The sequence below is a fragment of the Streptomyces kryoterrae genome, from assembly GCF_054072135.1.
In genome coordinates this window covers 5,758,147-5,781,967 of record NZ_CM133358.1, presented here as the reverse complement: position 1 = coordinate 5,781,967, position 23,821 = coordinate 5,758,147, and the positions used below count along the sequence as shown (strand labels likewise).

Genomic DNA, 23,821 nt, shown 5'->3' with positions numbered 1-23,821 from the left:
CGGTTCAGGGTGTCAGTACGGTGCGTACGCCCGGTACCTCGGGCTCGGTCCACGCGGTCCCGACGTCGGCCAGGGGCATCGTCCTGGCGGTGACCGCGATGCCGCCGCCGTCGATCTCCTCGATGAGGGACGGCAGTTCGGCCAGACACGCCCCGGTGGACACGGCGCCCTGGCCGTTGCCCCGCAACCGGAAGTTCGCCGAACGCAGTGCCACGGAGGGCAGTTCGATGGTCGGGCCGGCCATGGAGCCGATCTGGATCCAGTTCAGCACGCGGCTGCGGTCGGCGCGGGCCCGCAGCAGCGCCGTGACCGCGTCACCGGCGGGCCTGCCCCAGAGGTAGTCCACGACCAGGTCGACCTCGGCGGCCGTCTCGGCCAGCGCCGCCGCGGTGGCCTCGGCGGCGTCGGTCGTCGCGCACTGTGCGGCACCCCACGTAGAACGTCTCGCGGCCCTCGCCCTCGTCGACATCGGCCCTCATGAAGACGAGGGACTTGCCTCCGATGTCGAGCGACGCCAGCTCCCGCTCCCAGGTCCGCCGGGCATTGATGGAGTCCTTGCCGCTGGCTGCGACGTCAAGGCCGATCAGCTCCGACGCCTCCTGCCGGGCCCGCTCCAGACGGGCATACGCGTGGTCGACCACGCGCTGTTCAGCAGCGAGCACGGTTGCGCGTCGAGTGCCCTTCGGCATCCTCGCTCTTCCCCCTCCTTCCGCATGCAACGCAACAGGGCGGCGAGCATGACGGATGTTCCTACGGTAAGTGCGTGTTGATCGAGGCTCCGGACTGTTGCAGGAGGATTCGCCCTCCGACTGACTCCCCACGACAGCGTGCTTCACAGCGCCGTCGTGGTCGGCTTGAAGCACAAGGAACCTGCCGGCCTCCTGGGCGGGCGGAACCTTGGCGAGGTGGGCATGTCGCGCCCATGCCCTTGAGTGGCTGGACGCTCTCCTCCTGAACGTCAAGGGTGAAGTCCCCGACGCCGACACCGAAGCGCAAATCGTTCACGACCGGTTCCTCCGCGATGATGCGGCTCTTCGCGGCTGAGGGTGCGGTCGGGCTGTGCACGTGGCCGGCGGTCGGCGCTCACTCAGCCTTTCTCGTCGGGTTCCTCCACGTCCCCGCGCCGACGGCGCGCTCGCTCGGCGATCCCGCGGGAGAGCTTGCCCTTTACCGAGCCGGCCCGGTCGAGGGTCTCGCTGCCGAGGCTTCTGGCGGCACCGACTCCCTTCGCTCCTGTCTCAAGCGCCTGGTCCCTCACCTCCGCCGCCGCAACCGCCCATCGCCTCGTCTCCGACGGCTGGCGACCGGACGCGATCCCGAGCCGCCCGTGAAAGTCATCGACGCCGGTCACGACATGGTTGCTCGACTGGACCACAGCCGGGGACTTGGTCGGGTGCCGCAGTACCTTCGCGTTGGCCGCTCCAGCAGCCGCATTCATCCGGGTCACCAGACGCTCGGTGCTCCGCGAGATGAGGTCCAGCCGATTCTGCCGGGCAATCCGAATCCCGAGGCGGTGCCGGTCCAGTTCCTCCGGAGCCGCGTCCAGGACCCGGTCGAGTTCGAGCACGGCGATCGCGTCCTGCAGCTGGAAGCAACGAGCCAGAACAGCGAGCCACTCCTGAGCCTTGGCCTCGGCTTCCTTGGCCGCCTCGGCGAGATCGCCGATCTTGGCCTTGCGCTCCATCTTCTCCGCGAGTGCGTCGAGTCGACGCAACGCGTACACCTGGGTCGTCGCAATCGTCCCCGGCGTGGCCTGCACCTTCGACCACGTGATCTCGGAAACCCGGCCCACCTGCTCCCGGATGGTCATGGCCTCTTCGATCACGAGCTCCGCTCCGATCATGCCTGCCACCGCAGCGTCCTTCTGGGCGCGGAGCACGTCGTCGACCTTCTCGTCGATCGTGGCGAGATAGTCGGTGATCTCGTCCATGGTCTGCTGCATCGCGAGCTGCGCCATGATCCCCGCAGCATGAGCGAGAAGCGCCGGGTTACCCAGAAGCGATCGGGGCCCGCTCGCGAATTCGACGAAACCCCTGATCTGGCCCTTGGGCCCCTTCACCACACCTGTACTGAGACCCGTCTTCGAGCTTTCCCTCAGCCCGTACTTCTTGACGACCTGTGCCGACTCCCGGGTCAGCTTCACCCAACAGGCGGATTCGGCGGCAATGTCCGAACCTGCCTTCGCGACCACAGCCCCGGTACCGGCGACGGACTTGAGCTGTCGCAATCCGACGTCCTTCGACGACAGCCCCTCCGAGACGAGGAAACGTTCGACATCCGTCTCACTCCCGATGACCGTCAGTCCGTCACCGTCGCTGATCAGCTGAATCTCGTTGTCCATCCGGCTGATTCTTCATCAGTCGCCGTCTCGGCCCGCCCGATTTATGGAAACCCCCCGACAGCGTCGCTGTCGACAGCCCGAGAGACACAGACCCGCAGCCCCTTCGCCTCCGGCGGGACAGGCCAGTTCTCGTGAGCGCACTCGCCCACCGCTCTGCACGCCCACTGCACGCGTGTCCACCGGTTGTCCACCGGCGGCCCTCAGCGAGGGTTCTCGGACTGGGCCGTCAGCGCCGCGCAAGGTAATGGAAAAGCAAAAGCCCCAGGTCACGGCGAGTGAGAATCCTGAGGCTTCTACAGAGCCGCCTTCGGGATTCGAACCCGAGACCTACGCATTACGAGTGCGTTGCTCTGGCCATCTGAGCTAAGGCGGCGCGCTGTCCACACCATGGTGCGATCAGCAACGTCGGCAAGTCTACACAGTTTCCGGGGGTGCTCCGCACACCCCCGGAGGCCTCCGCACCGGCGCCCGCTCCGCCGCTACGAGCACCGCTTCCCCTCCGCCGGAGGGGTCCCCCGGAGCAGATACCTGTCGATCGCCTCGTCGATGCAGTCACTGCCCCGCCCGTACGCCGTGTGGCCGTCACCCTCGTACGTCAGGAGGCGGGCCGAGGAGAGTTGGCGGGAGAGGGACCGGGCCCAGCGGTACGGGGTCGCCGGGTCGCGGGTCGTGCCGACGACCACGATCGGGGCCGCGCCCTTCGCCTCGATGCGGTGCGGCTCGCCGGTCGGCCGGACCGGCCAGTACGCGCAGCTCAGGGAGGCCCAGGCCATGACCTCACCGAAGACGGGGGACGCCTTCTCGAAGGACGGCAGCGCATCGCGCACCTGGTCGGGGGTGGCGTACGCCGCCGGGAGGTCGAGGCAGTTCACGGCAGCGTTGGCGAACATCAGGTTCGAATAGCGGCCGTCCGCGTCGCGCTCGTAGTAGCTGTCGGAGAGGAGCAGCAGGCCCGCGCCGTCCTTGTCCCGCATCGCCGAGGTCAGCGACTCGCGCAGTTGCGGCCAGGTGCTCTCGTCGTACATCGCGGCGATCACGCCGGTCGTGGCGAGGGCCTCGCCCAGCTCGCGGCCGTCCGCGTCACCCGCCGGGATGGGCGACGTGTCGAGGCGGTCGAAGAACGCCTTCAGGTTCGCGCCGACCTTCCCCTCCTCCGTACCCAGCGGGCAGTCCCGCTGTCGTACGCAGTCCTTCGCGAACGCGTCGAACGCCGTCTCGAAGCCCGCCGTCTGGTCGAGGCTCAGGCGGCTCGCGGAGAGGGAGGGGTCCATCGCGCCGTCCAGGACCAGCCGGCCCACGCGGCCGGGGAAGAGGCCTGCGTACGTCGCCCCGAGGAACGTTCCGTACGACGCCCCGACGTACGTCAGCCGCCGGTCGCCCAGCACGGCCCGCAGGATGTCCATGTCCCGGGCCGCCTCCACGGTGGACACGTGCCGCAGCAGGTCGGCCGAACCGCTGCCGCAGCCCTCGGCGAACTCCTTGTACGCGCCGACCAGTTCGTCCGTCTCCCGTTCGTTGTCGGGAGTCGTGTCCGTCTGCGTGTACGCGTCCATCCCGCGGCCGTCGAGGCACTCGACCGGCTCGCTGCGCGCCACCCCGCGCGGGTCCACCGCGACCATGTCGTAGCGCGCGCGGACCTCGGCCGGGTAACCGATCCCGGCGTACGCCTGCAGGTACCCGACCGCCGAGCCGCCCGGCCCGCCCGGGTTCACCAGCAGCGAGCCGAGCGGCTTGCCCGCACCCGTGGCCCTCTTGCGGGAGACGGCGAGTTTGACGTCGCCCCCGGCCGGAGCCGCGTAGTCGAGGGGTGCCTTCATCGTGGCGCACTGGAAACCGGGCACACCGCACGACCGCCAGTTCAGCTTCTGCGCGTAGTACGACGCGAGGCCGGTCGGCGTCACCGACGAACTCGCCGCACTCGTCGAACTCCCCGTGGAACAGGCGGAGACGAGCAGCGCGGCGACCGCGAGCAATGTCCAGGTCTGACGAGGTGTGCGCCTCATATGCATTCAACGAGCGTAACCGTGTGAAACCATCCGAATACCCTCCGTCCGCAACATGACTCGTACGAGTTATGAGCTGCAAGTCAGGAGTGACGAGTCAGGAGTCACACGTGCCAAGCCACCACTTCCAGTCACCCCAGCCATCAGGCATCCGTTGGTGCGCGTCACGCGTCACGCGTCACGCGTCACGCGTCGCCCGTCGCCCGTCGCCCGTCGCCCGTCGCCCGTGCGCCGACGTCAGCCCGCTAGCCCGCTCTCAGCGCCAGCGTCATCGCCTCCACCGCCAGCAGCGGTGCCACGTTGCGGTCCAGGGCCTCGCGGCACGCGGCGATCGCGTCGATGCGGCGGAGTGTCGACTCGGGTGAGCCTGCGCGGGCCAGGCGTTCCAGGGTGTCCTCGGCCTCCGCGTTGGCAATCGCCAGGCGGGAGCCGAACTGGAGGGCGAGGACGTCGCGGTAGAAGCCGGTGAGGTCGATCAGGGCCAGGTCGAGGGTGTCGCGCTGCGTACGCGTTCTCCGGCGCTTCTGGCGGTCCTCCAGCTCCTTCATCACGCCGGCCGTGCCGCGCGGCATGCGGCCACCCTGGACCGCGCCCATCGCCTGCTTCAGCTCCTCCGTCTCCTTCACATCGACCTCCTCGGCGAGCTGCCTGGCGTCCTCCGACGCCGAATCGATCAGCTCCTGGGCCGCCTTGAGGCAGCCGCCGACGTCCTCGACGCGGAGCGGCAGCCTGAGGACGGCGGCCCGGCGCTCCCGGGCCCGCGCGTCCGTGGCGAGCCGACGGGCGCGGCCGATGTGACCCTGGGTGGCCCTGGCCACGGTGTGCGCGACGTTCGGCTCGATACCGTCCCGGCGGATGAGGATGTCGGCCACCGCCTCCACCGGCGGGGTACGCAGGGTGAGGAGACGGCAGCGGGAGCGGATCGTGGGCAGCAGGTCCTCGATGGACGGGGCGCACAGCAGCCACACTGTGCGCGGCGCGGGCTCCTCGATGGCCTTGAGCAGAACGTTGCCCGCGCCCTCCGTGAGGCGGTCCGCGTCCTCCAGGACGATGACCTGCCAGCGTCCTACAGCCGGTGACAGCTGGGCGCGCCGGACCAGGGCGCGGGTCTCCTTGACACCGATGGAGAGCAGGTCGGTGCGGACGACGTCCACGTCGGCGTGCGTGCCCGTCAGGCTCGTGTGGCAGCCGTCGCAGAAACCGCAGCCGGGAATTCCGCCGAGGGCACGGTCGGGACTCACGCACTGCAGGGCGGCGGCGAAGGCGCGGGCCGCTGTGGACCGGCCGGAGCCGGGCGGGCCGGTGAAGAGCCAGGCGTGCGTCATCTTCGACGCCTCGGGCTGGGGCTCGCCCGCGGTGACGGCGGTGACCAGGGCGTCGGCATCCCGCGCGGCGGCCTCCAGCTGCGCGCTCACCTTCTCCTGGCCCACCAGGTCGTCCCACACCGGCATGGGAGCACCGCCCTTCCGTCACACCTCGTCGTCATGCCACTTCGTCATGCCGTTTCGTCATGGCTTGCCACGCGAAGTCCATTGTGCGGGTCCCCACTGACAACGGGTCCCCATCGACAACGGGCTCCCACCGGCGACTGGCTCACCGGCGACAGCCCCGCCTCAGCGGCGCCGCCCGCCCCGTCCCGGCCCCTCGTCCCGGTCGTCGTCCGCGTGTGCCCCGAACAGTTCGTCGGCCAGCGTCGGCAGGTCGTCCAGCGGAGTCTCCTCCGCCCAGTCGGAACGCGGGCGCCGACGCGGAGTGCCGTCGGCGTCGAACTGGGGCAGTTCCCGCGTACGGTCCTCGCCGGCCCCGGACTGCCCGTCCGCACGCTCGTCCCGGAAGAACCCCGGCGGCACACGATCCACGGGCGCGCCGTCCCGCCGACCCGCGCTGTCCTCCCGTACGGCAGGCAGCACCGCGGTCTCGTCCGCCGCACCCGGCACCACGGGCGGCAGCACAGCCGTCTCGTCGGCGGCCCCCGGAGGAACCGACGGCAACACCGCGGTCTCGTCCGCCGCACCCGGAGGCACAGGACGCAGCACAGCCGTCTCGTCCGCCGCCGCCGGAGGAACCGGCGGCTTCTGCAGCTTGGCCGTCACCTCGGAATCGGAACCGCCGGACCGACCGCCCCCCGCCACACCGGACCCCGCAGCCCCGGCCCGAGCCGCGCCGACACCCGAACCCGAAGCCGCTTCCCCCGCATCAACCGCGGAAGCAGCCGCCGCGGAAGCCACCGCCGCCGAAGCAGCAGCCGAAGCCGCGGCAGCCGTCGCGGCGGCCGCAGCCGCCGCCTCCGCGAGCCGCCGCCGCTCCGCCTCCGCGCGGACAAGCGCCTCCTCGGCCTTGCGCTGCTTCTCCAGCCGTCGTTCCTCCGCCTCCGCGTGCAGCCGCGCCTCCTCCTCGGCGTGCCTGCGCCGGCGGTCCTCGTCGGCCTTGCGGCGGGCCTCGGCCTCGGCGCGGGCCTTCTCCTCCGCGAGCAGCCGTACCCGCTCCTCCTCGGCGCGACGGCGCGCGTCCTCGGCCCGCTGCCGGGCCTCCTCCGCCTGGCGTTCGGCCTCGCGGCGCTGCGCCTCCTCCAGCTCGCGGCGCTTACGCTCCTCCTCCTCGGCGCGCAGCCGGGCCAGCGTCTCCTGGCGCTCGCGCTCAAGGCGCTCCTCCTCGGCCTTGCGCGCGGCCTCTGCCTCCGCCTTGCGCCTGGCCTCCTCCTCGGCCGCCTTGCGGGCCTCCTCCTGGGCCTTCACCTCGGCCTCGGAGAGGGGCAGCATCAGGTCGAGCCGGTGGCGGACGACCGTCGTGACGGCCTCGGGCTCCTGGGCCGCGTCCACGACCAGATAGCGGCCCGCGTCGGCGGCGGCCAGCGTGAGGAAACCGGACTGCACGCGCTCGTGGAACTCGGCCGGCTCCGACTCCAGCCGGTCCGGCGCCTCCGTGAACCGCTCGCGCGCGGCCTCCGGCGAGACGTCCAGCAGGACGGTCAGGTGCGGCACCAGGCCGTCGGTCGCCCAGCGCGAGATGCGCGCGATCTCCGTCGGAGAGAGGTCCCGGCCGGCGCCCTGATAGGCCACCGACGAGTCGATGTACCGGTCGGAGATGACGATCGCGCCACGCTCCAACGCAGGCCGTACGACCGTGTCGACATGCTCCGCGCGGTCCGCCGCGTACAGCAGCGCCTCCGCGCGGTGCGACAGGCCGGCGCTCGACACGTCCAGCAGGATCGACCGCAGCCGCTTGCCCACCGAGGTGGCCCCCGGCTCGCGCGTGAGCACGACCTCGTGGCCCTTGGCCCTTATCCACTCGGCGAGCGCCTTCGCCTGCGTGGACTTGCCCGCCCCGTCGCCGCCCTCCAGGGCGATGAAGAAGCCGGTCGGAGCGAGTGCCTGGACAGGGTCGTCGCCGCCGCGCAGCGCGTCCCGCAGGTCGTGCCGCAGGGGTACGCCGGAGCGGTCGTCGACCTTGGCGAGGACCAGCGCGGCCACCGGCAGCAGCAGCGCGCCCACCAGCATCAGTGTGAACGCCGCGCCGCCGTGCGCGAACACGAACTTGCCGCTCTCCAGACGGTGCGGGCCGATGAGGGCCGCCACCAGGGGGGCGATCAGCGCGGCCAGCGCCACGGACACCCGTACGACCGCGTGGAGATGCTCGGTCAGGCGGGTCCGCCGCTGGTCCTCGGTCTCCTGGTCGAGCAGCGTGTGCCCGGTGTTGGCGGCGACGCCCGCGCCGATGCCCGCGAGCCCGATGATCAGCAGCACCGTCGTCACGTCCGGGACCAGCCCGGCGGCGAGCAGCGCGACCCCGGTGAAGGCGACGGCCAGCGCGAGCAGCCGGCGCCGTGACAGCGCCACCAGCACCTTCGGTGCCGTACGGATTCCGATGACCGTGCCACCGGTCAGCACGAGGACCAGCAGCCCGAACGTCACCGGGCCGCCGCCCAGGTCCTTGGCGTGCAGGACGGCCACGGAGACGGCCGCCGCGACCGCGCCGGAGACGGCCGCGCAGGCCAGGACGAGCAGCGGGATCGCGCCCGTACGGCCCGTGTCGGTGGCCGTGCCGTACTTGGGGCGGCGCAGGCCTTCGAGCGGTGACCGCGCGCGCGGGGTGCGTGCGTCGGGCAGTTCCAGGGCGGTGAGCACGGACAGCGAGGCGGCGAACAGCCCGGCCGCGACATACGACCCGAAGGCCGCCTGGTGCCGGCCGAACCAGTCGATCCCGGTACCCAGCAGGTTGTTGACCAGCGCGGCGACGACGAGCGCGGCGCCCGCGAGCGGCAGCGCGACGAAGGTCGTACGCAGGGAGAGGCGCCGCAGGGCGTCCATGTGGTCCGGCAGCGGGCGGACCGTGGCCCCCTCCGGGGGAGGCGTGGGCAGCAGCGCGGGCGCCGCGCTCTCCCGGCACACCGTCCAGAAGCGTTCGGCGACTCCGGTCACGAAGGCGGTGACCAGAAGGACGGCGAGGGCGTTCTCCGGCGTCCAGTCGATCCACAGGGGCGCGATGATCATGAGTATGGTGCGCAGCCCGTCGGCGCCGACCATGGTCCAGCGGCGGTCGAGCGGGCCCTCGCGCGAGGTGAGCGACGTGAGCGGGCCGAGCAGGACGGCACCGAAGAGCAGCGTGGCCAGAACGCGTGCCCCGAAGACCGCCGTCACGGCGAGCGCCACACCCCGGTAGCCGCCGCCGAACGAGCCCTCGGCGACGGCCGCCTGCAGGACGAGCACCACCAGGACCAGCAGCGCGAGGGCGTCACCGACACCGCCCACCAGCTGCGCGCTCCACAGCCGCTTCAGCTGGGGCCGGCGCAGCAGGGCGCGGACGGCGCGTTCGCGGGAGTCCGCGACCAACGCGTCGTCGGGGGCCTGGGGGATGGCCGTTGGCTGCTCTGCTGGCGTCATGCTTTCAGCCTATCGGCAGCCACCGACAGCTCGAAGTGGCCGTCCGGACGTACGACCGCCCCGACACCTGATGGTGTCGGGGCGGTCGTTTCACGAAGCCCGCGTGACGGCGAAGTGAAGATCGGTCACCGCAGTCGGTCGCGACCACTCACCGGTGTCGTCTCGACCGAAGGGCTCACTCCTCGCCGATGGCCCTCGCGGCCGTCGCCTTCTTGGCCGGAGCCTTCTTGGCGGCCGTCGTCTTCGCCGTGGTCGTCTTAGCGGCCGTCGTCTTCTTGGCTGCCGTCGTCTTCTTGACAGCGGCGGTCTTCGTCGCAGCCGCCTTCTTGGCGGGGGCCTTCTTCGCCGGAGCCTTCTTCGCCGTCTTCTTGACCGGCGACTTGGCGCGCTTCTCGGCGAGCAGCTCGTAGCCGCGCTCCGGGGTGATCTCCTCGACGCTGTCGCCGGAGCGCAGGGTCGCGTTGCTCTCGCCGTCGGTGACGTACGGCCCGAAGCGGCCGTCCTTGACGACCACCGGCTGTCCGCTGACCGGGTCCGTGCCCAGCTCCTTCAGCGGCGGCTTGGCGGCGGCCCGGCCACGCAGCTTGGGCTGGGAGTAGATCTCCAGCGACTCTTCGAGGGTGATCGTGAAGAGCTGGTCCTCGGTCTGCAGGGACCGCGAGTCCGTGCCCTTCTTGAGGTAGGGCCCGTAGCGTCCGTTCTGCGCGGTGATCTCCACGCCCTCCGCGTCCTTGCCGACGACCCTGGGCAAGGACATCAGCTTGAGCGCGTCCGCCAGCGTCACCGTGTCCAGGGACATCGACTTGAACAGCGAGGCCGTGCGCGGCTTGACGGCGTTCTTGCCGGTCTTCGGGGTGCCCTCGGGGAGCACCTCGGTGACGTACGGGCCGTAGCGGCCGTCCCTGGCGATGATCTGGTGGCCGGACTCGGGGTCGGCGCCCAGCTCGAAGTCGCCGCTCGGCTTGGCGAGCAGTTCCTCCGCCAGTTCGACGGACAGCTCGTCGGGAGCGAGGTCCTCCTGCACATCCGCGCGCTGGTGGTTCTCGGAGTCCTTCTCGCCGCGCTCGATGTACGGGCCGTAGCGTCCGACGCGCAGCACGATGTCGTTGCCCACCGGGAACGACGACACCTCACGCGCGTCGATCGCGCCCAGGTCGGTCACCAGCTCCTTGAGACCGCCGAGGTGGTCCCCGTCGCCGTTGCCCGCCTCGGCCGCGCCGCCGACGGCGGGAGCGCCGTCGGTACCCACGCCGAAGTAGAAGCGCCTCAGCCACGGCACGGACTGGGCCTCGCCGCGCGCGATGCGGTCGAGGTCGTCCTCCATGCGGGCGGTGAAGTCGTAGTCGACGAGCCGCCCGAAGTGCTTCTCCAGGAGGTTGACGACGGCGAAGGACAGGAAGGACGGCACCAGGGCCGTGCCCTTCTTGAAGACGTAGCCGCGGTCGAGGATGGTCCCGATGATCGACGCGTACGTCGACGGGCGGCCGATCTCGCGCTCTTCGAGCTCCTTGACCAGCGACGCCTCGGTGTAGCGCGCCGGGGGCTTGGTGGCGTGCCCGTCGACCGTGATCTCCTCGGCGGACAGGGCGTCGCCCTCGTTCACCTGGGGCAGCCGGCTCTCGCGGTCGTCCAGCTCGGCGTTCGGGTCGTCGGCGCCCTCGACGTACGCCTTCAGGAAGCCGTGGAAGGTGATCGTCTTGCCGGAGGCGCTGAACTCGGCGTCACGGCCGTCGGCGGACGTACCCGCGATCTTCACGGTGACCGAGTTGCCGACCGCGTCCTTCATCTGGGAGGCGACCGTGCGCTTCCAGATCAGCTCGTAGAGCCGGAACTGGTCGCCGGTCAGGCCCGTCTCGGCGGGGGTGCGGAAACGATCACCCGACGGGCGGATCGCCTCGTGCGCCTCCTGCGCGTTCTTGACCTTCCCGGCGTACGTCCGCGGGGACGAGGGCAGGTAGTCGGCGCCGTAGAGCTGGGTGACCTGGGCACGGGCGGCATTGACCGCCGTCTCCGACAGGGTCGTGGAGTCCGTACGCATATAGGTGATGAAGCCGTTCTCGTACAGCTTCTGCGCCACCTGCATGGTCGCCTTCGCACCGAAGCCGAGCTTGCGGCTGGCCTCCTGCTGGAGCGTCGTCGTACGGAACGGGGCGTACGGCGAGCGGCGGTACGGCTTCGACTCGACCGAGCGGACGGCGAAGCTGGTGTCCGCCAGGGCGGCGGCCAGGGCGCGGGCGTTCGCCTCGTCCAGGTGGAGGGTGTTCGCGCTCTTCAGTTGTCCCAGGGAGTCGAAGTCGCGGCCCTGCGCGACGCGCCTGCCGTCGACGGCAGCGAGGCGGGCGACCAGCGACGACGGGTCCGACGAGTCCCCCGCGCGGCCGGTCGCGAAGGTCCCCGTCAGGTCCCAGTACTCAGCAGAACGGAAAGCGATGCGCTCGCGTTCCCGCTCCACCACGAGCCGGGTCGCGACCGACTGGACACGGCCGGCCGACAGCTTCGGCATGACCTTCTTCCAGAGGACCGGCGAGACCTCGTAGCCGTAGAGACGGTCGAGGATGCGGCGGGTCTCCTGGGCGTCGACCAGCTTCTGGTTCAGCTCGCGCGGGTTGGCGACGGCGGCCTGGATCGCGGCCTTGGTGATCTCGTGGAAGACCATCCGCTTGACCGGGACCTTGGGCTTCAGGACTTCCTGGAGGTGCCACGCGATGGCCTCGCCCTCGCGGTCCTCATCGGTGGCGAGGAAGAGTTCGTCGGAGTCCTTCAGCAGGTCCTTGAGCTTCTTGACCTGGGCCTTCTTGTCCGCGTTGACCACGTAGATCGGCTGGAAGTCGTTTTCGACGTCCACCCCGAGGCGGCGCACCTCACCGGTGTACTGCTCGGGTACCTCGGCGGCGCCGTTGGGGAGGTCGCGGATGTGCCCGACGCTCGCCTCGACGACGTATCCGGGGCCGAGATAGCCCTTGATCGTCTTCGCCTTGGCAGGGGACTCGACGATAACGAGTCGGCGGCCGCCCTGTGCGGTCTCGCTGGTCGGGGACAACTTCGCTCTTCTCTCCGGTCGACACTCGGGGTCTCCCCCGGCCTTGTTCCCGGGGTCGGGTCATGCTGACGCTGCGGAGTGTGACGGTACATCCCGCCCCCGTGTCAAACGGGAAAAGCCCGCAACGGCCACTCGAACGGTAACCCGACTACCGCCATTCCTGCCGCCCGGAGTGTCGACCTGCCCCTTCGAGCTTATTCGGAGGGTGACCTACCAGTTACCTCCACGACCACGCCGAACGCGCCACTCATACGCCTCCCGCCCATCTCACACACGGGTCAGGCACCCTGCGCCGACCCCGAGGGCGACCAGCGCGACGGCGCTCGCGAGGGCCGCCGATGCGACGGGGTTCACACCGTGGGCGACGGGCGCCCGGTGCCGTACCCGGGCCGCGGTCCACACCCGCAGCCCGCTTCCGAACAGGGCGAACACCACTCCCACGAAGCTCGCCGTTCCGCTCTCCATACCCCTGTGCACCCCTCTCCCGCCGCCCGGGAGTCCCCGGACACGGGAGGCCGGCACGTCCGGGAAGCGTCCACGCGAACCCGAGGTGAACGTCGGGCGGAAAGCGGACACGCGTCCTGGTGAGCACCCGCCGGCCGGCCTCGAAGCCCTCGTACGAACGGGCCGGCCGACCACGTTCCGTCGCGGGCACCCCCGTGAATCTCACATCCGACGGCGCACGGCCGGCCCCGGACCGGCCGCCCCAACTCGGCGTGAATATGCCGCCCGAACCTCGCCACCCGCACACTTCCCCACGCCCCGCGCGCCGCCCCTGTACCTCCCACTGCCGTACGGCGGAGGAGTACGCGACCTGCCGTACCCGTATCGGCCGCGGAGGCCCCCTCCACCGTGGACGTCACGGCGTAGACAACAGCCTCACCGAGGCGGAACCGGCAGTACAGGGCCCCACGGCACCACGCCCCGGCCCGCGCTCACCGGCCCGACGGCTCCAGGAAGCCCTGCTCCACCAGCAACCGGATCTGCGCGGGCGTGCGGTCCCGCAGCGACACCGGGTCCTCGCCGACCAGTTGGGCGATGGCGTCCAGAATCCGCCCGGCGCTCAGTGTGCCGTCGCACACGCCTGCGAAGCCCGCGCCGACCGTGTCCACCTTGGTGGCGCGGCGCATCCCGCGGTGCTGGCGCAGCACCACGTGTTCCGGGTCCTCGGCACCGGGCAGCCCGACCTGCTCCTGCACGACCTCGCCCGCCAGTCTGAAGTGCCCGGCGAGCAGGGCGGCGTCGTCGTGCTCGCGCAGGTAGTCCAGGCGCTCGAAGTGCGCGCGAACCGTGTCCCCGAGCGGCTGTTCGACGGGATGCGGCCACTCCTCCACGGTGATCGAGGGCGCGGTCGCCCCCGTTTTCCGCAGCGTGATCCAGCCGAACCCGACCGACTTCACCTTGCGTGCCTCGAACTCGTCCAGCCAGGCGTCGTACCGCGCCCGGTACTCCGCCGGGTCGGAGCGGTGGTCGCCGGCGTCGCGCAGCCACAGCTCGGCGTACTGCGTGACGTCCTGCACCTCGCGCTGCACGATCCAGGCATCGCACCCGCGCGGTACCCAGGACCTGAGCCTGTCCTGCCAGTCCTCCCCTTCCACGTGCTGCCAGTTGGCGAGGAACTGCGCGAACCCGCCCTCACGCAACCGCTCCCCCGCCTCCTGAACGAGCGTGCGGCACAGATCGTCCCCGCCCATCCCGCCGTCCCGGTACGTGAGCCGCGCACCCGGCGAGATCACGAACGGCGGGTTGGAGACGATCAGGTCGTACTTCTCGTCATCCCGGACCGGCTCGAAGAGCGAGCCCTCGCGCAGATCTGCCGCCGGGGCGCCGGACAGTGCGAGCGTCAGAGCGGTGATGTGCAGGGCACGGGGGTTGAGGTCGGTCGCCGTCACGCGCGTGGCGTGCTGTGCGGCGTGCAGTGCCTGGATCCCGGAGCCGGTGCCGAGGTCGAGCGCGGAGCCGACCGGCGTACGGACGGTGATGCCGGCGAGGGTCGTGGAAGCCCCGCCCACCCCCAGCACGACACCCTCGTGATGACTGCCGATGCCACCGGCTCCGCCGACCGCGCACCCCAGGTCGGACACGATGAACCAGTCCTCGCCGCCCGGCCCGCCGTACGGCCGTACGTCGACGGCGGCGGCCACCTGACCGCCGTCCCCGGACAGCAGCCACCCGCTCGCCACACAGTCGTCGACGGGCAGCACGCCCGCCACGCGCGCGTGGGGCACGGGTTGCTGCAACAGGAACAGCCGTACGAGCAGTTCAAGCGGCGTGTCGCCACGGGTCGCCCGGAGGGCGGGCACGGTCTCGCTGCGCGCCAGGGCGGCGTACGCGGGCGCGCCGAGCAGGTCGAGCAGCCCGTCGGCGGTGAAGTCGGCGGCCAAGAGGGCGGCCCGGAGGCGCGCGGCGGCATCGGGGCGGTCGGCGGAGGGCAGGGCGTGCAGGCTGGCGTTACTCACGCCCCCCATTGTGTCCGCCCTGCCGCTCCGCCGCGCCCGCCTGTGGACAGACGCGCGCGGACACCCCGTACACCTGTGGAAAACTCCCGTGCGGTCCGGCAGGGCCTGCCGGAGAGATCAGCCGGCCGTCGTGGAGGCCGCGGGGGACGCCGGCGTCGACTTGCAGCTCTCCTGCTTGGCCATCGACTTGCCCACGTCGCCCTCCTCCAGGGCCTTCAGGGCGTCGTTCCCGCTCTGGCTGAGCTTGTCCAGCTGCGTGGCGACACCCTTGAGACCGTCGGCGAACTTCGCCTGGTTCTTGATGTCGAGTCCGTCCACCTGCTTCTTCAGGCTCGCGTAGGAGGCCGCGATGTCGTTGAGCTCCTTGACGGCGTTCGTCTTCTTCGTCTCGCCGTCGTCGACGTTCGGCGCACCCGCGGTGTTCACGGCCGTACCGATCGCCTTGTAGGCGTCCGCCATGTCCTGGAAGGCCTGGGCGTCGGTCTTCTGGACGGCCTCCGGTGTGCTGTTGTCGGAGGTCTCCTTCTGGATAGCGGAGTTGGCGGCCTCGATCTTCTGCGCCTGCGGTTTCACCGCGTCGCACACCTGCTTGGCCCAGGCATCCAGCTTCTCGTTGCCGTCGTCGCTGCTGCATCCCGACAGCGCCAGTACCAGTACCGCACCGCCGGACAGTGCGACCGCGAGCTTCTTGTTCACCGGATTGGTCCCTTCCATGGCTCTCGGCCCCGGAACATACACGCCAACTGGGCGACATCAACGTGACGGACATCCGGTTGATGTGTTATTGCAGCCATTTGCACCAAGAGAGAGTCAAGAGAGAGAAGGCTCACGGAAAAGGCGTGCAACCCACGTCAAGCGGGCGGACGACGCGTCACAACGCGCCGCCCGCCCGCTCGTTGGCCGGTTCCTGACCAGCCGTAAGACACCGTCGGAGACGAAAACGTGCTCCGCGGACCCTGTTCGGGTTACGAAACCACCGCGGGATCAGCCGACTTGGCCTCCCGTTCCGCCTCCTCCGCCTCGTCCTCCCCGGCGACCCCGCGCCGCTTGGACACGTACACCGCGCCCACGATCACCGCGATCGACACGATGGCGATGACGATGCGCAGGGCGAGGTTCTCGTCGTCGCCGTAGCTGAACTTGATGATCGCGGGCGCGATGAGCAGCGCGACCAGGTTCATCACCTTCAGCAGCGGGTTGATGGCCGGGCCCGCGGTGTCCTTGAACGGGTCACCGACGGTGTCCCCGATGACGGTCGCCGCGTGGGCCTCGCTGCCCTTGCCGCCGTGGTGGCCGTCCTCCACCAGCTTCTTCGCGTTGTCCCACGCGCCACCGGAGTTGGCGAGGAACACCGCCATCAGCGTGCCGGTGCCGATCGCGCCCGCGAGGAACGAGCCGAGCGCGCCGACGCCGAGCGTGAACCCGATGGCGATGGGTGCCAGAACAGCGAGCAGCCCGGGCGTGGCGAGTTCCCGGAGCGCGTCCTTCGTACAGATGTCGACGACGCGCCCGTACTCCGGTTTCTCGGTGTAGTTCATGATCCCGGGGTGCTCGCGGAACTGCCGCCGCACCTCGTAGACGACCGAACCCGCCGACCGCGAGACCGCGCTGATCGCCAGCCCGGAGAACAGGAAGACGACCGCCGCGCCGGCGATCAGACCGACCAGGTTGTTGGGCTGCGAGATGTCCATCACCAGGTTCATCGGCCCGCCCTCGCCGACCTTCTCGCCCACGTCGCGCGCGGCGGTCGTGATCGCGTCGCGGTACGACCCGAAGAGCGCCGACGCGGCCAGGACCGCGGTGGCGATGGCGATGCCCTTGGTGATGGCCTTGGTGGTGTTGCCGACGGCGTCCAGGTCGGTGAGCACCTGCGCGCCCGCGCCCTGGACGTCGCCGGACATCTCGGCGATGCCCTGCGCGTTGTCGGAGACGGGCCCGAAGGTGTCCATCGCGACGATGACACCGACCGTGGTGAGCAGGCCGGTGCCGGCCAGTGCCACCGCGAAGAGCGCCAGCATGATGGACGTACCGCCGAGCAGGAACGCCCCGTACACGCCGAGGCCGATCAACAGGGCGGTGTAGACGGCCGATTCGAGCCCGATGGAGATACCGGCGAGGACGACGGTGGCCGCGCCGGTGAGGGAGCTCTTGCCGATGTCCCGTACGGGTCGGCGGGTGGTCTCGGTGAAGTAGCCGGTGAGTTGCTGGATCAGGGCCGCCAGCACGATGCCGATGGCCACCGCGAGGAGCGCGAGGATCCGCGGATCGCCGCCCTTGCCGGCGATCGCCGCGTCGGTGACTCCGTCCAGGTCGGCGTACGACGACGGCAGATAGACGAAGACCGCGAGCGCGACGAGTGCGAGCGAGATCACAGCGGAGATGAAGAAGCCGCGGTTGATCGCGCTCATGCCGCTGCGGTCGGAGCGCTTCGGCGCGACCGCGAAGATGCCGATCATCGCCGTGAGCACGCCGATCGCGGGCACCAGGAGCGGGAAGGTGAGCCCGGCGTCGCCGAAGGCGGCCTTGCCGAGGATCAGCGCGGCGACGAGCGTCACGGCGTACGACTCGAAGAGGTCGGCCGCCATGCCGGCGCAGTCGCCGACGTTGTCGCCCACGTTGTCGGCGATGGTCGCGGCGTTGCGCGGATCGTCCTCGGGGATGCCCTGCTCGACCTTGCCGACCAGGTCGGCGCCGACGTCCGCGGCCTTGGTGAAGATGCCGCCGCCGACACGCATGAACATGGCGATGAGGGCGGCCCCGAGGCCGAAGCCTTCGAGCACCTTCGGCGCGTCGGCCGCATACACCAGTACGACGCAGGAGGCGCCCAGCAGGCCGAGGCCCACGGTGAACATGCCGACGACGCCGCCCGTACGGAAAGCGATCTTCATCGCTTTGTGCGAGACGTCGGTGAGATCCTTTTCCGGCTCACCTTCCGCCGGTGTCGCCTCCCGTGCCGCGGCGGCGACACGCACATTGCTGCGGACGGCGAGCCACATGCCGATATAACCGGTGGCCGCCGAGAACGCGGCGCCGATCAAGAAGAACAGCGACCGTCCGGCGCGCTGATTCCAGTCGTCCGCGGGCAGCAGCATCAGCAGGAAGAAAACGATCACGGCGAATACGCCGAGCGTCCGCAACTGCCGTGCCAGATAGGCGTTCGCGCCTTCCTGGATCGCCTTCGCGATCTCCTTCATGCTGTCGGTGCCCTCGCCCGCCGCGAGCACCTGGCGCACCAGCACCCCGGCGACCACGAGCGCCGCCAGGGCCACGACGCCGATGACCATCACGATCAGTCGGTTGTCGTCGGTCAGTACTGCGGCTGCGAAGGTTGTGGGTTGGTCGAACCGATGAGGGGTAGAAAGCCCCGCCATTCGTCCTCCTTGACGCTTGGACTGAGCTCAAGATGTGGACGGATTGTAGGTACCGGAAACTGATCAAAACAGTACGCGGAAACGGAATAGATCGCCCCATGCTATTCAGCAAATGATCGGGAGAAGATCCATGGAGGATCCCCGGGTGATCCATTGACCCGTTTGGCGTAATGCCGCAGACGCATTGACACTTGATCGAATTATCGCGAAACCGCTCGTGAATACCTTCACGAAGGGATCGTGAATACCTTCACTAATTCCTGCGGCCCGCCACAAAAACACCAAGGGCCCTGCTCAGCAGGGCCCTTGAGGGTTGTACGGGGGTGATTCGGGGTCGGGTGTCAGGGGAGGAGCGTGGCCGGCGGCGTGGTTGGCCAGCTCATGCGGATCGATCCGCCGTTCTCCCCCGAGGTGACCTCGACGTCGTCGACGAGGCCGCTGATGACCGCGAGGCCCATCTCGTCCTCCTCGGCATCCACGTCCACGCCACCGTCGGCACCCGAAGCGTTGTCACCGGGAACCGAGCGGGGTGCTTCGTCGCCGACCTCGATGGAGAACAGCTTCTCCTCCTCGATCAGCGTCACCCACACCGGCTCCGAGATGCCGCTGCTCTGGTGCAGTCCGACGGCACGGGAGCAGGCCTCGCCCACGGCGAGTCGCACCTCGTCGAGTACGGCCTCGTCCACTCCGGCCCTGCGCGCCACCGCTGCCGCCACCAGTCGGGCGGTCCTGACGTGCTCGGGCAGCGCGCTGAAGCGGAGTTCAACGGTGGCCATGCATCCCCCTCGGAATACGGGCGTGCGGTCAGGGGGTCGGGTCGCCGAGACCCGGACCCCCCTCGTTAACTTCTTCCGTCACCGGACGTACCTACGGGTGACCGCACGCGCGTCCGGTAAACGGCCGTCAGTCGGTGGCCGCCACCGCTTCGTCGACCGAGGTGTGGATCGGGAACACCTTGGTCAGACCGGTGATGCGGAAGATCTTCAGAATGCGCTCCTGGTTGCAGACCAGGCGCAGCGAGCCCTCGTGGGCACGCACACGCTTCAGGCCACCGACCAGCACGCCGAGCCCGGTGGAGTCGAGGAAGTCGACGCCCTCCATGTCGACGACGAGGTGAAAACTCCCGTCGTTGACCAGCTCGACCAGCTGCTCACGCAGCTTGGGCGCGGTATAAACGTCAATTTCGCCACCGACCTCGACGACCGTACGATCGCCGACGGTACGGGTCGACAGGGACAGGTCCACGGATCCTCCAGCACCTTGCTATCGAGCGGTCATCCCGAGGGACACCTCGGCAGAGTCCCCAGGTTGGTTCGCCAGCCGCGATGGCATTCAATCACTTACCGCAGGGCGTGCACGACGCCTTGGGCCCATTGTCCGTCACGCCAGTGACACACTCGATGCCGATGGCCAAGAATCACCGATCCGAACGACCCTCGGCTTTCGCCGCGTCGCGACCCGATCCGGAGACGATCCTGAACCGGCTCGCCTCGGGGCCGAGCCGGGCTTCGCGCATCACTCATACGGAGCACTTGCCCCCACGTGCGGGCCGCCATGCCGTCTGGCCCGACCGGATTCGCGCGGAGGTCGTCGCGGCCGTCCAGGCCGCCGGTATCGAACACCCCTGGGCCCACCAGGCACTGGCCGCCGAGCACGCGCTGGACGGCGACAACGTGATCGTTGCCACAGGCACCGCCTCGGGCAAGTCGCTCGCGTACCTCCTGCCGGTCCTCTCCCGGCTCCTGGACGGCTCCGAGGCGCCCAACGGCCGCGGGGCGACCGCCCTGTACCTGGCACCCACCAAAGCCCTCGCAGCCGACCAGCGGCGTTCCGTGAAGAAACTTTCACAACCATTGGGAAACGCGGTACGCCCTGCCGTGTACGACGGCGACACTCCCGTCGAGGAACGCGAGTGGGTCCGCCAGTACGCGAACTACGTCCTGACCAACCCGGACATGCTCCACCGGGGGATACTCCCGTCCCACCCCCGCTGGGCCTCCTTCCTGAAGTCGCTGAAGTACGTCGTCATCGACGAGTGCCACACCTACCGCGGTGTCTTCGGCTCCCACGTCGCCCAGGTGCTGCGCCGCCTGCGCCGCCTGTGCGCCCGCTACGGCGCCTCCCCCGTCTTCCTGCTCGCCTCCGCCACGGCAGCCGAGCCGTCCGTCTCGGCGGGCCGTCTGACGGGCCTCCCGGTGGTCGAGGTCGCGGACGACGCCTCACCACGCGGTGAACTGGTGTTCGCCCTCTGGGAACCGCCGCTCACCGAACTGCACGGCGAGAAGGGCGCGCCCGTCCGCCGTACGGCCACCGCGGAGACCGCCGACCTGCTGACCGACCTCACCCTCCAGGGCGTGCGCTCGGTGGCCTTCGTACGCTCCCGGCGCGGCGCCGAGCTGATCGCGGTGATCGCCCAGGAACGGCTGTCCGAGGTCGACCGCTCGCTGGCCCGGCGCGTGGCCGCCTACCGCGGCGGCTACCTCCCCGAGGAGCGCAGAGCCCTCGAACAGGCACTCCACTCCGGCGAGCTCCTCGGCCTCGCGGCCACCACCGCCCTCGAACTCGGCATCGACGTCTCGGGGTTGGACGCCGTCGTCATCGCCGGCTACCCGGGCACCCGCGCCTCCCTGTGGCAGCAGGCGGGCCGCGCCGGACGCGCCGGACAGGGCGCGCTGGCGATCCTGGTCGCCCGCGACGACCCGCTGGACACGTTTCTCGTCCACCACCCGGAGGCCCTGTTCGACCAGCCGGTCGAGTCGACGGTCCTCGACCCGGACAACCCGTACGTCCTGGCCCCCCACCTGTGCGCGGCGGCGGCCGAATCACCCCTGGTCGAGGACGACCTGGAACTGTTCGGCCCGCAAACGGCGGCCCTGCTCCCGCAGTTGGAGGCCGCGAAGCTGCTCCGCCGCCGCACCAACGCCTGGCACTGGACACGCCGTGAACGGGCCGCCGACCTGGCCGACATCCGGGGCGGTGGCGGCAACCCGGTCCAGATCGTCGAAGAGGGCACGGGACGGCTGCTCGGCACGGTCGACGCGGGCGCCTCGCACACGACCGTGCACGAGGGCGCGGTCCACCTCCACCAGGGCCGCACCTATCTCGTCCGTTCCCTCGACCTGGCGGACTCGGTCGCCCTGGTCGAGGAGGCGAACCCGCCGTATTCGACGGTCGCCCGCGACACGACGTCCATCGCCGTCCTGGAGACGGACACCGAGATCCCCTGGGGCGACGGCCGCCTCTGCTACGGCTCCGTCGAGGTCACCAACCAGGTCGTCTCCTTCCTGCGCCGACGCGTCATCACCGGTGAGGTCCTGGGCGAGACGAAACTCGACCTCCCTCCACGTACGCTGCGCACCCGTGCCGTGTGGTGGACCGTCACCGAGGACCAGCTCGACGCCGCCCGCGTCAACCCGGAGATCCTCGGCGGCGCCCTGCACGCCGCCGAACACGCGTCGATCGGCATGCTGCCCCTCTTCGCGACCTGCGACCGCTGGGACATCGGCGGCGTCTCCGTCCCGCTCCACCCGGACACCCTCCTCCCGACGGTCTTCGTGTACGACGGCCACCCGGGCGGGGCCGGCTTCGCGGAGCGCGCCTTCCACACGGCCCGCTCCTGGCTGACGGCCACCCGCCAGGCCATCGCCTCCTGCGAGTGCGACGCCGGCTGCCCGTCCTGCATCCAGTCCCCCAAGTGCGGCAACGGCAACGAGCCCCTGCACAAACGGGGAGCGGTGCGGTTGCTGACGGTCCTGCTGCAGGGAGCGCCGGAGGAGAAGCCTCCGGACGAGAAGGGCTAGCGCCCGCCCGTGCGGGTTTGCGGGTCCCTGCGGGTGTACGGGTTCGGCTCAGGTCGGTCTCAGCGGGCCAGGGGGCCCCGGTGGACCCGCTCTCGACCTGACCTCCGCCCCGAACAGGCCCCGTCCGGACATCACCGTCAGGTCCGACGTCTCGCCCACCATCGCGCACCGGACGAGCCGGGTGCCCTGGGCCGCCGCCACCCGGTCCGCCCGCGCACAGGCCGCCGAGGCGCCCTCCGTCCAGTGGTCCGCCGCAGCGAGCGCCGCCAGGTCCGCACCCGCGGCGGCCCGATGCCGGGCCGCCGCGGCCTGCCCCATGCCGAGCACCGCGCCGAACACCACGCACAGGACGGCGATGGCACCCACGCTCCAGACCGTCGCGGAGCCACGGTCGGAGTGGATCGAGCGCACGGAAACAGCTCTGGCGAGCCCGGCGCGCCACCCGCCTCCCCAACGCTTCACGCGCCCACCCCCACCGTCTCCTCCGCCAGCGCCACCGCTTCGTGCGCCACATCGACGGTGAGGCCACCGATCCCCGGCGGCTGCGCCACCACCCGCACTCGCACCAGGTCGCCCTCCCTGGCGACGGTGACCTCCGCCCCGCGCGGGGCCGCGCCCCGGGTCACCGCGACGACCGCGTCGGGCGGGTCCTGCCGGGCGGCGGCCCGGGCACCGGCCCGGGCCGCGTCCACACACTGGATCTGTGCGGCGGCGACGAGCAGCGCCCAGACCAGCGCCATCGAGAACAACACCAGCGCGGGCAGCACCACGGCGGCCTCGGCGGTCACGAACCCCCGGTCCCGGCCCAGGCGTTCACATTTTCGCATCGAGGGCCTTCTTCACGATGGCCTGCAACTCCGAGCTGACCTGCCCGCTCGTCACCACCTTGTAGAGCACCGCGGCGAACGCCACCGCCGCGATGATGCCGACGGCGTATTCGGAGGTGACCATTCCGGCATCCCGTCGGGCCACCAGCACCGCACGCGTCCGGCACACCAGGGCCCACATCTGTTCCCGCACCACTACGAACATCTCAACTCCCTTGATTTTCAACTCTGTTGATGGCCTGCTCCGGAAATCACGTACCGCTCGCGTCATCCACCACCCCCGCCCAGCAACCCGTCCGCCAGCCCGATCACCACAGGCAGCACGCCGATCGCGATGAACGCGGGGAGAAAGCACAGCCCCACCGGCGCGGTGACCATGACGGCCGCCCGCCGGGCCCGTTCCGTCGCCGTGCGGCCCCAGTGGGCGCGGGTGTCCGCGGCGAGGCGAGCGACGGGCCCGGCAGCCGGTACGCCCGACTCGTCGGCCCGCTCCAGCAGCCTCGCCAGGGGGCCGGCGCCCGGTATCGACGCCAACCTCCGCCAGGCTTCGGCCGGTTCACCGCCGAGCCGCACCTCCGCCGCACCCCGCGCCAGGGCCTCCCCGACCGGTCCCGCCAACGCCTCGCCCACCGCCTGGGCGGCGACCACCGGCCCGGCGCCGGCCGCGATGCACGCGGCCAGCAGATCGGCGGCGAGCGGGAGTTGCCGGGCCGCCTCGGCGGTGTCGACGTCCGGCGCCGCACCACCGGCCGGCCGCCGCAGTCGCCACCGCCACAGCCCCACCCCGGCGACCAGTCCCACCACGACGCCGGCCACGCCGCCGACCAGCACCCATCCGCCGCTCACCGCACCCGCCACGGGCAACCACCGCCGTACGGCACCCCGCGCCCCGAACCACCGTCCTGCCGGGCCGCGTTCCCGCTCCACCTCCAGCGCGAGCAGCCGGGCCAGCCTCCGGCGCACCCTCCGTTCACGCCGTACCGTCTCGATCCACCGCAGCAGCCACCCCAGGGCCAGCGCGATCCCCAGCACCACCCCCAGCCTGTGGAAAACTTCCGTGCTCACACCAACTCCCTTCTCCGGCCACCCTCGGCTGCCGT

General features: G+C 70.6%; 17 protein-coding genes and 1 tRNA gene. 1 reads left to right on the top strand and 17 read right to left on the bottom strand.

Going from position 1 to position 23,821, the window contains the following annotated elements; all coding sequences use genetic code 11:
• Positions 1 to 4: 4 nt before the first annotated feature.
• From ACW4TU_RS25450 to bldG, 13 genes are all read right to left on the bottom strand, one after another.
• Entirely contained in the window at positions 5 to 469 is a 465-nt protein-coding gene (locus ACW4TU_RS25450) for a hypothetical protein (RefSeq protein ID WP_457417089.1), read from the bottom strand.
• Between the two features lie 618 nt (positions 470 to 1,087).
• A complete protein-coding gene (locus ACW4TU_RS25445) occupies positions 1,088 to 2,341 on the bottom strand; it encodes a hypothetical protein (RefSeq protein WP_457417088.1) in 1,254 nt (417 codons plus the stop codon).
• Between the two features lie 299 nt (positions 2,342 to 2,640).
• A tRNA-Thr gene (locus tag ACW4TU_RS25440) sits at positions 2,641 to 2,714 on the bottom strand.
• 106 nt (positions 2,715 to 2,820) lie between these two features.
• Positions 2,821 to 4,350, bottom strand: coding sequence for an alpha/beta hydrolase (locus ACW4TU_RS25435; RefSeq protein ID WP_457417087.1), 1,530 nt, complete (start codon positions 4,348 to 4,350; stop codon positions 2,821 to 2,823).
• Between the two features lie 239 nt (positions 4,351 to 4,589).
• A complete protein-coding gene (locus ACW4TU_RS25430) occupies positions 4,590 to 5,795 on the bottom strand; it encodes a DNA polymerase III subunit delta' (protein WP_457417086.1) in 1,206 nt (401 codons plus the stop codon).
• 162 nt (positions 5,796 to 5,957) lie between these two features.
• The gene (tmk, locus tag ACW4TU_RS25425; protein ID WP_457417085.1) at positions 5,958 to 9,224 is read right to left on the bottom strand and encodes a dTMP kinase; all 3,267 of its coding nucleotides are present in this window, start codon (positions 9,222 to 9,224) and stop codon (positions 5,958 to 5,960) included.
• A gap of 175 nt (positions 9,225 to 9,399) precedes the next feature.
• Positions 9,400 to 12,264, bottom strand: coding sequence for a type I DNA topoisomerase (gene topA / locus ACW4TU_RS25420; protein ID WP_457417084.1), 2,865 nt, complete (start codon positions 12,262 to 12,264; stop codon positions 9,400 to 9,402).
• 267 nt (positions 12,265 to 12,531) lie between these two features.
• Entirely contained in the window at positions 12,532 to 12,729 is a 198-nt protein-coding gene (locus ACW4TU_RS25415; protein WP_457417083.1) for a hypothetical protein, read from the bottom strand.
• A gap of 470 nt (positions 12,730 to 13,199) precedes the next feature.
• Positions 13,200 to 14,732 carry a DUF7059 domain-containing protein gene (locus ACW4TU_RS25410; protein ID WP_457417082.1) on the bottom strand — a complete coding sequence of 511 codons (1,533 nt, stop codon included), beginning with the start codon at positions 14,730 to 14,732 and terminating at the stop codon, positions 13,200 to 13,202.
• A gap of 108 nt (positions 14,733 to 14,840) precedes the next feature.
• Positions 14,841 to 15,437, bottom strand: a complete 597-nt coding sequence (locus tag ACW4TU_RS25405) for a small secreted protein (RefSeq protein ID WP_457417081.1) — start codon at positions 15,435 to 15,437, stop codon at positions 14,841 to 14,843.
• Between the two features lie 251 nt (positions 15,438 to 15,688).
• Complete coding sequence (locus tag ACW4TU_RS25400; protein ID WP_457417080.1) at positions 15,689 to 18,094, bottom strand: sodium-translocating pyrophosphatase; 2,406 nt, start codon at positions 18,092 to 18,094, stop codon at positions 15,689 to 15,691.
• A 341-nt stretch (positions 18,095 to 18,435) separates the two neighbouring features.
• Positions 18,436 to 18,870 (bottom strand): ATP-binding protein, encoded by a 435-nt coding sequence (locus tag ACW4TU_RS25395; protein ID WP_457417079.1) that lies wholly within the window; start codon positions 18,868 to 18,870, stop codon positions 18,436 to 18,438.
• 127 nt (positions 18,871 to 18,997) lie between these two features.
• Entirely contained in the window at positions 18,998 to 19,339 is a 342-nt protein-coding gene (gene bldG, locus ACW4TU_RS25390; RefSeq protein WP_005475923.1) for an anti-sigma factor antagonist BldG, read from the bottom strand.
• Positions 19,340 to 19,419: 80 nt separating this feature from the next.
• On the opposite strand from bldG, the gene ACW4TU_RS25385 reads away from it, so the two are divergent.
• Entirely contained in the window at positions 19,420 to 21,894 is a 2,475-nt protein-coding gene (locus ACW4TU_RS25385) for a DEAD/DEAH box helicase (RefSeq protein ID WP_457417078.1), read from the top strand.
• 48 nt (positions 21,895 to 21,942) lie between these two features.
• On the opposite strand, the gene ACW4TU_RS25380 is transcribed toward ACW4TU_RS25385, so the two are convergent.
• From ACW4TU_RS25380 to ACW4TU_RS25365, 4 genes are all read right to left on the bottom strand, one after another.
• Complete coding sequence (locus ACW4TU_RS25380; protein ID WP_457430297.1) at positions 21,943 to 22,305, bottom strand: Rv3654c family TadE-like protein; 363 nt, start codon at positions 22,303 to 22,305, stop codon at positions 21,943 to 21,945.
• Positions 22,306 to 22,352: 47 nt separating this feature from the next.
• Positions 22,353 to 22,721, bottom strand: a complete 369-nt coding sequence (locus tag ACW4TU_RS25375) for a TadE family type IV pilus minor pilin (RefSeq protein ID WP_457417077.1) — start codon at positions 22,719 to 22,721, stop codon at positions 22,353 to 22,355.
• On the bottom strand, positions 22,708 to 22,926 hold the full coding sequence (locus tag ACW4TU_RS25370) for a DUF4244 domain-containing protein (protein WP_457417076.1): 219 nt from the start codon (positions 22,924 to 22,926) through the stop codon (positions 22,708 to 22,710). Before ACW4TU_RS25370 ends, ACW4TU_RS25375 begins: the two co-directional genes overlap by 14 nt.
• 62 nt (positions 22,927 to 22,988) lie before the next feature.
• The gene (locus ACW4TU_RS25365) at positions 22,989 to 23,786 is read right to left on the bottom strand and encodes a type II secretion system F family protein (RefSeq protein WP_457417075.1); all 798 of its coding nucleotides are present in this window, start codon (positions 23,784 to 23,786) and stop codon (positions 22,989 to 22,991) included.
• Positions 23,787 to 23,821: the final 35 nt, after the last annotated feature.

Excerpts from the sequence above, each read along its gene's own strand:
- ACW4TU_RS25445 (WP_457417088.1), bottom strand. The coding sequence starts at position 2,341 with ATGGACAACGAGATTCAGCTGATCAGCGACGGTGACGGACTGACGGTC.
- ACW4TU_RS25405 (WP_457417081.1), bottom strand. The coding sequence starts at position 15,437 with ATGGAAGGGACCAATCCGGTGAACAAGAAGCTCGCGGTCGCACTGTCC.
- ACW4TU_RS25385 (WP_457417078.1), top strand. The coding sequence starts at position 19,420 with ATGGCATTCAATCACTTACCGCAGGGCGTGCACGACGCCTTGGGCCCA.
- tmk (WP_457417085.1), bottom strand. The coding sequence starts at position 9,224 with ATGACGCCAGCAGAGCAGCCAACGGCCATCCCCCAGGCCCCCGACGAC.
- ACW4TU_RS25400 (WP_457417080.1), bottom strand. The coding sequence starts at position 18,094 with ATGGCGGGGCTTTCTACCCCTCATCGGTTCGACCAACCCACAACCTTC.
- ACW4TU_RS25410 (WP_457417082.1), bottom strand. The coding sequence starts at position 14,732 with ATGGGGGGCGTGAGTAACGCCAGCCTGCACGCCCTGCCCTCCGCCGAC.
- ACW4TU_RS25395 (WP_457417079.1), bottom strand. The coding sequence starts at position 18,870 with ATGGCCACCGTTGAACTCCGCTTCAGCGCGCTGCCCGAGCACGTCAGG.
- ACW4TU_RS25435 (WP_457417087.1), bottom strand. The coding sequence starts at position 4,350 with ATGCATATGAGGCGCACACCTCGTCAGACCTGGACATTGCTCGCGGTC.
- ACW4TU_RS25415 (WP_457417083.1), bottom strand. The coding sequence starts at position 12,729 with ATGGAGAGCGGAACGGCGAGCTTCGTGGGAGTGGTGTTCGCCCTGTTC.
- ACW4TU_RS25450 (WP_457417089.1), bottom strand. The coding sequence starts at position 469 with ATGTCGACGAGGGCGAGGGCCGCGAGACGTTCTACGTGGGGTGCCGCA.
- ACW4TU_RS25430 (WP_457417086.1), bottom strand. The coding sequence starts at position 5,795 with ATGCCGGTGTGGGACGACCTGGTGGGCCAGGAGAAGGTGAGCGCGCAG.
- ACW4TU_RS25375 (WP_457417077.1), bottom strand. The coding sequence starts at position 22,721 with ATGCGAAAATGTGAACGCCTGGGCCGGGACCGGGGGTTCGTGACCGCC.
- ACW4TU_RS25370 (WP_457417076.1), bottom strand. The coding sequence starts at position 22,926 with ATGTTCGTAGTGGTGCGGGAACAGATGTGGGCCCTGGTGTGCCGGACG.